The sequence below is a fragment of the Citrobacter sp. R56 genome, assembly GCF_016811995.1.
In the GTDB taxonomy this organism is placed as follows: Bacteria; Pseudomonadota; Gammaproteobacteria; order Enterobacterales; family Enterobacteriaceae; genus Citrobacter_D; species Citrobacter_D enshiensis.
Map to the genome: position 1 here is coordinate 2,950,053 of NZ_CP069159.1, position 13,796 is coordinate 2,963,848.

Genomic DNA, 13,796 nt, shown 5'->3' on the forward strand with positions numbered 1-13,796 from the left:
CCCAGGGCTGGCATTTTTATTTTTGAAGGAATACAACACATTATTCCCTGGCCAGCGCATCGACAGGATCCAGTCGGGCGGCGTTTCGCGCCGGTAACCAACCGAATAAAATCCCGGTAAATGTTGAACACAAAAAAGCGGTAATCAGGGCTATCGGCGAGAAACCGATTTCCCAGCCGGGTAAAAACAGTTGCAGCGTAAAGGCGATCAACATCGACAGGCCAATACCTAAGGCTCCGCCCACCAGACACACCAACACCGCTTCAATTAAGAACTGCTGTAGCACGTCGCTGGCGCGCGCCCCCACCGCCATCCGGATACCGATCTCCCGCGTACGTTCTGTCACCGAAACCAGCATAATGTTCATAACGCCTATCCCGCCGACGACCAGCGAGATCACCGCCACCAGGGTCAGAAACAGTTGCAGGGTACGGGTGGTCTTTTCAGCCGTTTTCAGGACGCCGTCCATGTTCCAGGCGAAGAAATCCTTTTTACCGTGGCGTAACGTCAACAAACGGGTGAGCTGTTGTTCCGCCTGCGCACTGTCAAAACCTTCTTTCACGCGAACCGTAATCGAATTCAGCCACGATTGCCCCATCACCCGCCCTGACATTGTGCTGTACGGCAACCAGACTCGGAGGATTTTACTGCTGCCAAACATCGACTGTTTCTCTTCCGCCACGCCAATCACCGTGGCAGGCATATTGCCGACCAGGATAACTTCGCCCACCACGGTAGTTTTGTTCGGAAATAGCTGGCGCCGGGTGTTTTTGTCCAGCACCACCACCTGCGCCCGCCCGTTTAACTGTTCACGATTAAAGGTGTTTCCTTCGCTGAAACTCATCCCGTAAACGTTAAAATAATCTCCGCTGACGCCATTGGCGCTGGCCGCCACATCGATATTTGCGTAACGTAAGCGCAGATTCTGCGAAACCGCGGGCGTCGCGGAACTGACCCAGGGTTGTTTTTGAATCGCCGTCAAATCGTCGTATTTCAACGCCTGCTGATACTGCGGGTCGTCATCGCCAAAATCTTTGCCGGGATAGATATCGATAGTGTTGGTTCCGATGGAACGGATATCCGCCAGCACCAGTTGCTTTGCCGCATCGCCCACCACCACAATCGACACCACCGATGCGATACCGATGATGATCCCCAGCATCGTGAGCAACGTGCGCATTTTATTGGCCGCCATTGCCAGCCACGCCATGGTCAGCGCCTCGCGAAAACCGCTGACAAACTGGTTCCAGCCGGAGGCGGTCTTAACGGCAGATCCGACCATATTCTCTCCGCTGGCCGTTTTTTTCGGCGGCGGGTTACGCACGATCTCGCCATCGCGGATTTCAATCACCCGTTCAGCCTGTGCCGCGACCTGCGGATCGTGGGTGACGATAATGACCGTATGGCCGCGATCTCGCAGTTGATGCAAAATGGCCATCACCTCTTCGCCAGAACGGCTGTCCAGCGCCCCCGTAGGCTCATCTGCAAGGATAACCTGTCCGCCGTTCATCAGCGCGCGGGCGATACTCACACGCTGCTGTTGACCACCAGAAAGCTGCGATGGCTGGTAATCGATGCGATCGCCCAGCCCCAGCCGTTGCAGGAGATCCTGAGCACGCGCCAGTCGCTGTTTACGTTCGGTTCCGGCATAAACCGCAGGCACCTCGACGTTTTGCGTCGCCGTCAGATGTGAGAGCAGATGATAACGCTGGAAAATAAAGCCAAAGTGTTCACGCCGCAACTGCGCCAGCGCGTCTCTGTCGAGGGTAGAAACATCCCGCCCCGCCACCCGATAGGTGCCGCTGGTGGGTTTATCCAGGCACCCCAGAATATTCATCAGCGTGGATTTACCCGAGCCTGAAGCACCGACAATCGCCACCATTTCACCCGCCTGAATATGCAGCGAGATGCCTTTAAGCACCTCCACCGGCTCCTCTCCCGACGGATAGCTACGGCGAATATCGTTCAGTTCAAGCAATGCCGTCATTGCGCGGCTCCCGGTTTGCCCTCACCGGTAACGACCTCATCCCCCTCTTCCAGGCCTTTGACGATCTCCACATCGGTATCATTACGCGAGCCAATCGACACTTCCCGTTCACGGGTTTCGCCGTTGCGCAGCAGGGTGACTTTGTAGCGATTATTTCCAATCGGGTCGCCCAGCGCTGAGAGTGGAATAGTCAGCACATTTTTAATGTCGGTGAGCTGAATATGAACCTGAGCCGTCATGTCGAGACGCAAAACGCCATTCGGATTGGGCACTTCAAAACGGGCGTAGTAAAAAATGGCATCGTTGACTTTTTCAGGCGTCGGCAGAACGTCTTTCAGCGCCCCTTCGTAACGCGTCTGAGGGTCGCCAAGCACGGTAAACCAGGCCTTTTGCCCCGGTTTCAAATGAATGACATCCGCTTCCGACACCTGCGCTTTCACCAGCATGGTGCTCATGTCCGCCAGCGTCAGAATGTTCGGCGCCTGTTGGGCGGCGATAACCGTTTGCCCTTGCAGAGTGGTGATTTGCGTTACTTCCCCCGCCATCGGCGCCACAATACGGGTGTAGTCCAGGTTGGTTTTCGCAGTATCAAGAGAGGCCTGATTGCGCTTAATTTGCGCGTCAATGGTGCCGATTTGCGCCTGCTTAACGGCCATCTCCGTGGCGGCAGTGTCCAGATCCTGCTGCGAGACGGCCTGTGTTTTTGCCAGTTGCTGTTGGCGAGAGTACGTCACGCGCGCCAGTTTCCATTCGGCTTGCGCCTGAAGTCGCTGAGCGTGCAGTTCCATCAGCGTGGCTTCGACTTCTTTAATCTGGTTTTGCGCCTGTTCCGGATCGATAACGCCGAGTAACTGGTCTTTTTTGACTTTATCGCCAATGGCCACCGACAGCGTCTTCAGCTGCCCGCTGACCTGTGCCCCGACATCCACTTTACGTAACGCATCCAGTTTCCCGGTGGCGAGTACGCTTTGCTGAAGGTCACCGGGGCGAACAATCAGCGTCTGATAATTAGGCAGCGGCGCATTCAGTGTTCTCCAGGCAGCAATCAGCCCCACGATAATGACCCCTATCGCCAGCAGATACCGCTTTTTAAGTTTTCCCTTGATGTTCATACAAATCCTGAATTCCCCGTCTATTGCGCCAGAGTGATTGAGCCAACATCAACCAATAATAAACAAGTATTGAAAGGCAATGAGAGTAACAGAGTTATTGATATTTGGTTAAGTATGCTGATGGTGAAATCCATGCGACACCTTTTTATTGGATGGTTGAATATGTCGCAGCTCACCGAAAATGCTTTCTCTCCTTCTCGCCCCATAACGAGTCTGGGGTTATTTTTCAGTCTGACCCGCGGCCTGTGGCGCCCGGGCAAATTCTGGCATCAACGCAGTTTCCGGCGGAAATTTATGTTGCGCTCCCTGCTGATGCCCCGCTTGAGTCGTGAATGGATGGCCGAGCTTTCACAGTGGCCGGATCTTAACGTCTTACTGACGCGACAACCGCGACTCCCGGTTCGCCTTCATCGCCCCTACCTTGCGGCAAATCTTGGCCGCAAACAATTACTGGAAGCATTGCGTTATCATTACGCCCTGCTGCATAGGTTTATGACGCCCGAAGAATTAAGAACATATATGAATACATCCGGGCTACGGCTGGCGCAACTGGAAGGTAAAAATGGGGAAATCTTCACCCTTGAGTTGACCATGATGATCTCTCTCGATAAAGAGGGTGACAGCACCCTACTGGTGCGTAACGGTGACGGGGATACGCTGGCGGAAATCACTTTCACGCTGTGTGAATATCAGGGGAAACGAACCCTGTTTATTGGCGGGCTACAGGGCGGCAAGCGCGAGCTCCCCCATGAAGCCATTCAAAGCGCGACCAAATCCTGTCATGGATTATTTCCCAAACGCCTGGTCATGGAGGCCGTATGCCAATTCGCAGAACGTTTACAGGTCCAACAAATTCTGGCTGTCAGCAACGAAACGCACATTTACCGTAGCCTGCGCTATCGCGATAAAGAGGACAATATTCACGCCGACTACAATGCCTTTTGGGCTTCCTGCGGAGGAGAGTGCGATGAGAAAGGGTATTACCACCTTCCCTGCACGCTTACGCGCAAGGACATGTCGGAAATTGCCAGCAAGAAGCGCGCTGAATACCGTCGTCGCTATCAGATGCTGGACGCTATTCAGGCGCAAATGTCAGATTTGTTCCGCCGTTAATCGGCCCGACCACGCGCCAGCCAGAGCACGCGTGAAAACATCTTTCTGAACAGGGTCGGTACTGCATCAACGCCGCGCCGCCCTGCTTCCATGGTGACTTCAATGGCGAGATCCGGTTTCGATGAGCGATGGATCGCTTTCGAAATAATCTTGCGCATGTTCATCGGAATATTTTCCGGGATCTGCGCCACCCGGTGAAAGACATCTGAAAATCCCTGCCGGTACATAAAATGTTCCATATCCAGCGCAGGTAATATGGTGAGATGCTCACGCTCCGCTTCCCGGTCATTCTCAAGCAAACTGCGCACCGTAGCGGCATATTTTTTCCCTGCTTCATCGCCGTCGACCAGCACATGCCACTCAATCCCCATACGTCGGGCGAATTTCACCAGTGGCTTTAAACCAGACTGGGCAAACTCAATCACTTTGATCCCTTCAGCGTCAAAGTGATGCCCGCATTGACGCGCCAGTTCGTTGATAACCCAGGTTTCAGTTTCACCCTCGACCAGCAACCAACAGCGCGCAAATAAAGAAGAGGCGCGGTTGAAACGAATATGAAACGCAATGCGTCGTCCATCTTCCGCACTCAACCCGCCGGGTCCCAACCGCCACGCCGCCACGCGCGAGGATTCACGCACCAGGCGAACAACATGCTCCACCGGCGTGAGCGACAGCAGTTCACCGGAATTGGTGGTGGCCACACGTTGCAACGGCAGCAGATTCAACAGTTGCCAGGCGACCGACAACATAATGGGATGCAACCGCGTTTCCGGGTCTTCCACCAGCAATAGCGGCCGCGCATCTTTATCCAGCCGCAGGGTGCCTTTTGCCTGTAATAACGTTGAAAACAGTCCCAGCAGAATCACCCGATGGGTACGCCCGCCGGGTTTGTCGATCATCCGGTTGATGATGTCCAGATACCGCCAGCTTCGTTGTTCGTTGTTCGAACGCCGACGCATCAGGCGATAGCGTGATTGCCCGGCGCCTTGTTCAGAGAAGTAATGTTCCAGCAATTGCACCATCGCCGACAGCCCCTGGCGTATCTGACCATCGGTCAGATTCTGGGGACGCATCGCCAGTTCCCGGGCCAGAAAATCCAGTTGTCTGGCGGTCACTTCCACATCGGGCATATCGGGCACCGTACCGTTACGGATCCGGCGCATAAAACGCGCATCGCGCAGGCGCAGTACCGGCATCAGGCGAATAAGATGCCGAGCCTGGTCGTTAATATCGTCAACGGGTAATGGATGTCCGTCGCCATCAAGGAAACTGCGCAACGTCATGACGCTGTCGTCTTCACCGCATTCGCCTTCCAGACGATAAAAAATGCGGTGATAGTCGTCTCGACACGGTGTCCAGCAGTCAGCTAGCGGGCGGTAACGACGCACCCGGTGGCGACCAGGTTGCGATTCGCGAAACGTAAGAATGATATGCAGATGGTGTTCCCGCTCCTGAATATCGCCGGGAGGAAACCAGAAATCTTCGCGGACGAAATGATAAAGATCGGATTCCGGCGACAGCAACAGGGTCAGCGCATCCAGCAAACTGGATTTACCCCAGGCGTTCTCCCCAATCAGTACGTTGTTTTGCTCCAGCATCAACGACAGTCGATTGATCCCGCGAAAACCCACAATCTCAACACGTTCGAGAATCATGTTTCCTCCAGAAAAGAGTCACTAATCCATTAAGCTATCCGCAGTATAACGGTAAAATCTCACGACTGATGTGATGTCCGCACGTTCACAACAGGCAACTGATTGAATTATGTACGAGTCACACAAAATACTTCGCTCTGTCACATTTCAACAATATCAAAACAATATAATAGTTAAGTCAGTGAATTATATTAAATTTAACGAAACTACCTTCGGGTGAAAATGCACTACACTGTGTCTATGGAAAATTGGCACAAGGAATAGCTGCACATTGCCCTAAATCAAATTTCGTAGATTTATTTAACTGGTGATTGGGTGGCGTTAGTTTTTAAAATACCGGTTCATGCATTCTATCGTCACCCTTTTATGGCGATAAATACGGTTGGCATGAGAAATCATGACCAATTTTTTAAATTGAGGTGGATATGTTCAGAAAATTAGCGGCCGAATGTTTTGGTACATTCTGGCTTGTTTTTGGTGGTTGCGGGAGTGCCGTTCTGGCAGCAGCATTTCCTGAATTAGGTATTGGATTTGCTGGTGTTGCGCTGGCGTTTGGTCTGACCGTTTTAACCATGGCATTTGCTGTCGGTCATATTTCGGGTGGTCATTTTAACCCGGCAGTCACGTTAGGTTTATGGGCTGGCGGTCGTTTCCCGACAAAAGACGTTATTGGTTATATCATCGCACAGGTCGTCGGCGGCATTATTGCAGCGGCAGTACTTTATCTTATTGCCAGCGGTAAAGCAGGCTTTGATGCAACCGCCAGTGGTTTTGCATCAAACGGTTACGGTGAACATTCACCGGGCGGCTATTCAATGCTTTCCGCGATTGTCATTGAAATTGTCCTGACCGCTGGTTTCTTATTAGTGATTCACGGCGCAACCGATAAAAACGCACCGGCAGGCTTTGCGCCTATTGCGATTGGTCTTGCGCTGACCCTGATTCACTTAATCAGTATTCCAGTGACCAATACGTCCGTTAACCCGGCACGTAGTACCGCTGTTGCCCTCTTCCAGGGCGGTTGGGCGCTGGAACAGCTGTGGTTGTTCTGGGTGATGCCAATCATCGGCGGCATCCTCGGTGGTCTTATCTACCGCACGCTGCTGGAAAAACGCGACACGGATACTGATAATGCACGCGCTGCAGTGTCAGATAGCAATTAGCGTATCTGACCTACAGGTCCGTAAATTGCAATAAGAATGTAAGCCGGGTAAGGCGTAAGCTACCCGGCTTTTATTTTGCTCTTTGACTGCACAGCCGGAATTGGGTAGTGTCACTGGCGCTAAACAGATTCTCATTAAAGGACCCGGCTGTTCATGTTTTCAGGACTCTTAATCATTCTGCTCCCGCTGATGGTGGGCTACCTCGTTCCCCTTCGACAGAAAGCCGCATTAATCCTGATTAATCGGATGCTGAGCTGGATGGTTTATCTCATCCTTTTCTTTATGGGTATTAGTCTGGCGTTTCTGGATAACCTCGCCAGTAATCTGTTCTCTATTTTTTATTACTCTGCCGTCAGTATTACCGTTATTTTGCTGTGTAATATTGCTGCCTTACTGTGGCTGGAACGCTCAATACCCTGGCGGCACAACCACCAGCAGGAAAAACTGCCGTCACGTATTGCCATGGCGCTGGAGTCACTTAAATTATGCGGCGTCGTGGTGCTGGGTTTTGCGCTTGGTCTCAGCGGGCTGGCCTTTTTACAACACGCGACCGAAGCCAGCGAATATACGCTGATCTTTTTATTGTTCCTGGTAGGGATTCAATTACGCAACAGCGGCATGACCCTGAAACAAATTGTGCTGAATCGCCGGGGAATGATTGTCGCCGTCGTGGTGGTTGCCAGTTCCCTGGTGGGTGGCCTGATCAATGCGTTTATTCTCGACCTGCCTCTCAACACCGCGCTGGCAATGGCGTCCGGTTTCGGCTGGTATTCCCTTTCGGGCATCCTGCTCACCGAATCTTTCGGCCCGGTCATTGGCAGTTCCGCCTTCTTTAACGATCTGGCGCGAGAGCTGATCGCCATCATGTTGATCCCCGGTTTAGTCCGCCGTAGCCGGTCTACCGCCTTAGGGTTGTGCGGCGCCACGTCGATGGATTTTACCCTGCCCGTGTTGCAGCGCACAGGCGGTCTGGAGATGGTTCCTGCCGCGATTGTTCACGGTTTTATACTGAGTCTGCTGGTGCCCATCCTGATGGCGTTTTTCTCCGCCTGATACCTCCCTGGCGGTAGAGCGCTACCGCCAAAATTGCGCTAAATCAATCTCCCTGCAAGTTGTATCAGAAATCCCTTTTATCCCTTCGCGCACAGGCATAATCTTAAAGATGTATATTAAATATAACTTTAAAAGGTGTGACCATGTTTTGTGTGCAATGTGAACAAACCATCCGTACTCCGGCAGGAAACGGCTGCTCTTACGCGCAGGGTATGTGCGGTAAAACGGCTGAAACCTCCGATCTGCAGGATCTGCTGATTGCCTCCCTACAAGGTCTGTCTGCATGGGCTGCTAAAGCCCGTGAATACGGCATCATTGACCACGAGATTGATAACTTTGCGCCGCGTGCGTTTTTCTCCACGCTGACCAACGTTAACTTCGATTCACCCCGCATTGTCGGCTACGCCCGCGAAGCCATCGCGATGCGTGAAGCGCTGAAAGCACAGTGTCTGAACATCGATGCCAACGCCACCGTCACCAACCCGATGGCTGACCTGCAACTGGCGAGCGACGATCTGGGCGCGCTGCAACGTCAGGCCGCTGAATTTACCCCGAATAAAGACAAAGCCACCATTGGCGAAAACATTCTCGGCCTGCGTCTGCTTTGCCTGTACGGCCTGAAAGGCGCTGCGGCTTACATGGAGCACGCGCACGTACTCGGTCAGTACGACAACGATATCTACGCGCAGTACCACAAAATCATGGCGTGGCTGGGCACCTGGCCTTCCGATATGAACGCTCTGCTGGAGTGCTCAATGGAAATCGGTCAGATGAACTTCAAAGTGATGAGCATTCTGGATACCGGTGAAACCACCAAATACGGTCATCCAACACCGACTCAGGTCAACGTTAAAGCCACCGAAGGCAAATGTATTCTGATCTCCGGTCACGACCTGAAAGATCTCTACAACCTGCTGGAGCAAACCGAAGGCACCGGCGTTAACGTCTATACCCACGGCGAAATGCTGCCTGCGCACGGTTACCCGGAACTGCGCAAATTCAAACACCTGATCGGTAACTACGGCAGCGGCTGGCAGAACCAGCAGGTTGAATTCGCCCGCTTCCCAGGCCCTATCGTGATGACCTCTAACTGCATCATCGACCCGACCGTTGGCGCGTATGACGACCGTATCTGGACCCGCAGCATCGTCGGTTGGCCGGGCGTTAGCCATCTCGAAGGTGACAACTTCGGTCCGGTTATCGCTCAGGCGCAGCAGATGGCAGGCTTCCCGTACAGTGAGATCCCGCACCTGATCACCGTCGGTTTCGGTCGTCAGACGCTGCTGGGCGCTGCGGATACGCTGATCGATCTGGTGAGCCGTGAAAAACTGCGTCACATCTTCCTGGTCGGCGGCTGCGACGGCGCGCGCGGTGAACGTAACTACTTCACCGATTTCGCCACCAGCGTACCGGACGACTGTCTGATCCTGACCCTGGCCTGTGGCAAATACCGCTTCAACAAACTGGACTTCGGCGATATCGAAGGTCTGCCGCGTCTGGTTGATGCAGGTCAGTGTAATGACGCTTACTCAGCCATTATTCTGGCAGTCACGCTGGCGGAAAAACTGGGCTGTGGCGTGAACGATCTGCCGCTGTCTCTGGTGCTTTCCTGGTTCGAACAGAAAGCAATTGTGATCCTGCTGACCCTGCTGTCACTGGGTGTGAAAAACATCGTCACCGGCCCTACTGCGCCAGGTTTCTTCACCCCGGATCTGCTGGCCGTACTCAACGAGAAATTTGGTCTGCGTTCCGTGACCACCGTTGAAGAAGATATGAAGCAACTGCTGAGCGCGTAAGGAGTTACATCATGACAATGCCAACCCATCAGTGCCCATGGCGGATGCAGGTTCATCACATTCATCAGGAAACCCCGGATGTCTGGACGATTTCGTTGCTGTGCCACGACTATTATCCGTACCGCGCCGGGCAGTATGCGCTGGTCAGCGTACGCAACTCAGCAGAGACACTGCGTGCTTACACCCTCTCTTCCACGCCGGGCGTCAGTGAGTACATTACGCTGACCGTTCGCCGTATTGATGACGGTGCGGGCTCACAGTGGTTAACCCGTGATGTCAAACGCGGCGACTACCTCTGGCTCTCCGATGCGATGGGCGACTTTACCTGCGAAGATAAAGCCGAAGAGAAATTCCTGATGCTGGCGGCAGGCTGCGGCGTGACGCCGATCATGTCGATGCGCCGTTGGTTGGCAAAATATCGCCCGCAGGCCGATGTGCAGATTATCTATAACGTGCGCTCGCCGCAGGATGTCATTTTCGCGCAGGAGTGGCGTCAGTATCCGGTGACGCTGGTCGCTGAAAACGATGCCATCGACGGTTTTGTGCCAGGCCGCCTGACCACTGAACTGCTGCAACGTGTTCCTGACCTGACGTCTCGTACCGTTATGACCTGTGGTCCGGCGCCATATATGGATCTGGTCGAGCAGGAAGTGAAAGCGCTCGGCGTAACGCGCTTCTTTAAAGAGAAGTTCTTCACGCCCGTCGCTGAAGCCGCAACCGACGGTCTGAAGTTCACCAAGCTACAGCCCGCGAAAGCGTTTTATGCGCCAGTCGGCACCACGCTGCTGGAAGCGATGGAAAGCAATAACATACCGCTCACCGTCGCCTGCCGTGCCGGTGTATGCGGTTGCTGCAAAACCAAAGTGGTGGATGGTAACTACACGGTCACCAGCACCATGACGCTGACCGATGCAGAGATCGCCGAAGGCTATGTACTGGCCTGTTCCTGCCATCCACAGGGTGATTTAGTGCTCGCGTAAACCGCCTTATTCGGCCCACAACGGAAACGGTCATCGGAAACGGTGGCCGTTTTTTTATGCTTCGCGCAGCACGGCACAACGCGTTAAACCCATACAAAACAAAGGGAAAATAAAAAGCACAACCGCCATCTTCGACTAAACTTGTAACCGGTATCACATTTAAGGAGATGGAAAACCATGAAACAAACCGTTGCTACTTTTATTGCCAAAACCCTTGAACAGGCTGGTGTGAAACGTATCTGGGGTGTGACGGGCGACTCACTGAACGGTCTGAGTGACAGCCTTAATCGCATGGGAACGATTGAATGGATGTCGACCCGCCATGAGGAGGTAGCGGCTTTTGCCGCTGGCGCGGAAGCGCAGCTTACTGGCGAACTGGCGGTGTGTGCGGGTTCCTGTGGACCGGGCAACCTGCACCTGATTAACGGTCTTTTCGATTGTCATCGCAATCACGTTCCCGTGCTGGCCATTGCCGCCCATATCCCCTCCAGCGAAATAGGGAGCGGCTATTTCCAGGAGACCCACCCGCAAGAGTTGTTCCGTGAATGTAGCCACTATTGCGAGCTGGTTTCCAGCCCAGAACAGATCCCACAGGTTCTGGCGATTGCAATGCGTAAGGCGGTGCTGAATCGCGGTGTTTCGGTTGTCGTGCTGCCGGGCGACGTCGCGCTGAAACCTGCGCCAGAGGGCGCCAGTACGCACTGGTACCACGCGCCGCACCCCATTGTCACACCTGCTGCCGAAGAGCTCAAAAAACTGGCGCAGCTGTTACGCTATTCCAGCAATATTGCGCTGATGTGCGGCAGCGGTTGCGCGGGTGCGCATAAAGAGCTGGTCGAGTTTGCCGCCAAAATCAAAGCCCCTATTGTTCACGCCCTGCGCGGGAAAGAGCATGTCGAATACGACAACCCCTACGATGTAGGCATGACGGGACTTATCGGCTTTTCTTCCGGGTTTCATACCATGATGAATGCCGACACGTTGATCCTGCTCGGCACCCAGTTCCCCTATCGCGCCTTCTATCCCGCTGACGCCAAAATTATTCAGGTAGATATCAACCCCGCCAGCATCGGCGCCCACAGCAAGGTCGATATGGCGCTGGTTGGCGATATCAAATCAACGCTCAGCGCGCTGCTGCCGCTGGTGGAAGAAAAAACCGACCGCAGATTCCTCGATAAGGCGCTGGAGCACTATCGCAATGCGCGTAAAGGACTGGACGACCTGGCAAAACCGAGCGACAAAGCTATTCACCCGCAGTATCTGGCGCAGCAAATCAGCCATTTCGCCGCCGATGACGCCATCTTCACTTGCGATGTCGGCACGCCAACCGTCTGGGCGGCGCGCTACCTGAAAATGAACGGTAAACGCCGCCTGCTCGGATCGTTTAACCACGGTTCAATGGCCAATGCGATGCCGCAGGCGCTGGGCGCACAGGCGACCGCGCCGGGGCGTCAGGTGGTGGCGATGTGCGGCGACGGCGGATTCAGTATGCTGATGGGCGATTTTCTCTCTGTCGTGCAGATGAAACTGCCGGTGAAAATTGTCGTCTTCAATAACAGCGTGCTGGGATTTGTGGCGATGGAAATGAAAGCAGGCGGCTATCTCACTGACGGCACCGAACTGCACGACACTAACTTTGCCCGCATCGCCGAAGCCTGCGGCATTCCCGGCATTCGCGTGGAAAAAGCCGCTGACGTCGATGAAGCCCTGCAAAAGGCGATGTCCATCGACGGTCCGGTGCTGGTTGACGTGGTTGTCGCGAAAGAAGAGCTGGCTATTCCACCGCAAATCAAACTGGAGCAGGCCAAAGGTTTTAGTCTGTACATGCTGCGCGCAATCATCAGCGGACGCGGCGACGAAGTGATCGAACTGGCAAAAACCAACTGGCTCAGGTAAAACAATGCACATCGCCTTTTAAACACCAGGAATGTGCAATGATCGATTTACGCAGTGATACCGTTACCCGTCCGAGTCGCGCCATGCTTGAAGAAATGATGGCCGCCCCGGTCGGGGACGACGTGTATGGAGATGACCCCACCGTTAACGCGTTGCAACAGTACGCCGCCGAGCTTTCCGGCAAAGAAGCTGCGCTATTTTTACCCACCGGCACCCAGGCTAATCTGGTGGCGCTGCTGAGCCACTGTGAGCGCGGCGAAGAGTATATCGCCGGTCAGGGAGCGCACAATTATCTGTATGAAGCCGGTGGCGCCGCAGTGCTGGGCAGCATTCAGCCTCAGCCTATCGATGCCGCCTCCGACGGTACGCTACCGCTGGATAAAGTGGCGGCAAAGATCAAAGCGGACGATATCCATTTTGCCCGTACCCGTCTGCTCAGCCTTGAAAACACCCACAACGGGAAAGTGCTGCCGCGCGAGTATCTGAAAGAGGCGTGGACGTTCACCCGTGAGCGCGGTCTGGCGCTGCACGTTGACGGTGCGCGTATTTTCAACGCGGTGGTCGCTTATGGCTGCGAGCTCAAAGAGATCACGCAGTATTGCGATTCATTCACCATCTGTCTGTCGAAAGGTCTGGGGACGCCGGTAGGCTCTTTATTGGTCGGCAGCCATGACTATATTAAACGCGCAACCCGCTGGCGTAAGATGACCGGCGGCGGCATGCGCCAGGCTGGAATTCTGGCAGCCGCTGGGCTGTATGCTCTGAAAAATAACGTCGCACGTTTACAGGACGATCACGACAATGCCGCCTGGATGGCAGAGCAGTTGCGTGAAGCCGGGGCTGACGTGATGCGCCACGACACTAACATGCTGTTTGTCCGCGTTGGCGAAGAGAATGCAGCCGCATTAGGCGAGCATATGCGCGCGCACGACGTGCTGATCAACGCCTCGCCGATTGTGCGTCTGGTCACGCATCTGGACGTATCGCGCGAGCAGCTTGCCGACGTTGTCGCCCACTGGCGCGCTTTTTTACATCGCTAAG

At 54.2% G+C, this 13,796-nt stretch carries 10 protein-coding genes; 7 read left to right on the top strand and 3 right to left on the bottom strand.

What is annotated here, in order from left to right; translation table 11 throughout:
* Positions 1 to 40: 40 nt before the first annotated feature.
* Together macB and macA are read right to left on the bottom strand one after the other, a co-directional pair.
* Positions 41 to 1,987 carry a macrolide ABC transporter ATP-binding protein/permease MacB gene (macB, locus tag JM656_RS13995; RefSeq protein ID WP_203358311.1) on the bottom strand — a complete coding sequence of 649 codons (1,947 nt, stop codon included), beginning with the start codon at positions 1,985 to 1,987 and terminating at the stop codon, positions 41 to 43.
* A complete protein-coding gene (gene macA / locus JM656_RS14000; RefSeq protein ID WP_203358312.1) occupies positions 1,984 to 3,099 on the bottom strand; it encodes a macrolide transporter subunit MacA in 1,116 nt (371 codons plus the stop codon). The genes macB and macA overlap by 4 nt, the downstream gene beginning before the upstream one ends.
* Positions 3,100 to 3,261: 162 nt before the next feature.
* On the opposite strand from macA, the gene JM656_RS14005 reads away from it, so the two are divergent.
* Positions 3,262 to 4,212, top strand: coding sequence for a VirK/YbjX family protein (locus JM656_RS14005; protein ID WP_203361291.1), 951 nt, complete (start codon positions 3,262 to 3,264; stop codon positions 4,210 to 4,212).
* Here JM656_RS14005 and JM656_RS14010 read toward each other — a convergent pair.
* A complete protein-coding gene (locus JM656_RS14010; RefSeq protein WP_203358313.1) occupies positions 4,209 to 5,867 on the bottom strand; it encodes an ATP-dependent endonuclease in 1,659 nt (552 codons plus the stop codon). The two genes, JM656_RS14005 and JM656_RS14010, sit on opposite strands and share 4 nt — an antisense overlap.
* Positions 5,868 to 6,292: 425 nt before the next feature.
* Between JM656_RS14010 and aqpZ the strand changes: the two genes are divergently transcribed.
* The 6 genes from aqpZ to ltaE all read left to right on the top strand — a co-directional run bounded on the left by aqpZ (position 6,293) and on the right by ltaE (position 13,795).
* On the top strand, positions 6,293 to 7,030 hold the full coding sequence (gene aqpZ / locus JM656_RS14015; protein ID WP_203358314.1) for an aquaporin Z: 738 nt from the start codon (positions 6,293 to 6,295) through the stop codon (positions 7,028 to 7,030).
* 153 nt (positions 7,031 to 7,183) lie between these two features.
* Positions 7,184 to 8,083 (top strand): lysine exporter LysO family protein, encoded by a 900-nt coding sequence (locus JM656_RS14020; RefSeq protein ID WP_203358315.1) that lies wholly within the window; start codon positions 7,184 to 7,186, stop codon positions 8,081 to 8,083.
* A 143-nt stretch (positions 8,084 to 8,226) separates the two neighbouring features.
* Positions 8,227 to 9,879 carry a hydroxylamine reductase gene (gene hcp / locus JM656_RS14025; protein WP_203358316.1) on the top strand — a complete coding sequence of 551 codons (1,653 nt, stop codon included), beginning with the start codon at positions 8,227 to 8,229 and terminating at the stop codon, positions 9,877 to 9,879.
* A gap of 11 nt (positions 9,880 to 9,890) precedes the next feature.
* Positions 9,891 to 10,859 carry an NADH oxidoreductase gene (hcr, locus tag JM656_RS14030; RefSeq protein WP_203358317.1) on the top strand — a complete coding sequence of 323 codons (969 nt, stop codon included), beginning with the start codon at positions 9,891 to 9,893 and terminating at the stop codon, positions 10,857 to 10,859.
* A 177-nt stretch (positions 10,860 to 11,036) separates the two neighbouring features.
* The gene (poxB, locus tag JM656_RS14035) at positions 11,037 to 12,755 is read left to right on the top strand and encodes a ubiquinone-dependent pyruvate dehydrogenase (protein ID WP_203358318.1); all 1,719 of its coding nucleotides are present in this window, start codon (positions 11,037 to 11,039) and stop codon (positions 12,753 to 12,755) included.
* 38 nt (positions 12,756 to 12,793) lie between these two features.
* Positions 12,794 to 13,795, top strand: coding sequence for a low-specificity L-threonine aldolase (gene ltaE, locus JM656_RS14040; RefSeq protein ID WP_203358319.1), 1,002 nt, complete (start codon positions 12,794 to 12,796; stop codon positions 13,793 to 13,795).
* The last annotated feature ends 1 nt before the right edge of the window (position 13,796 follow it).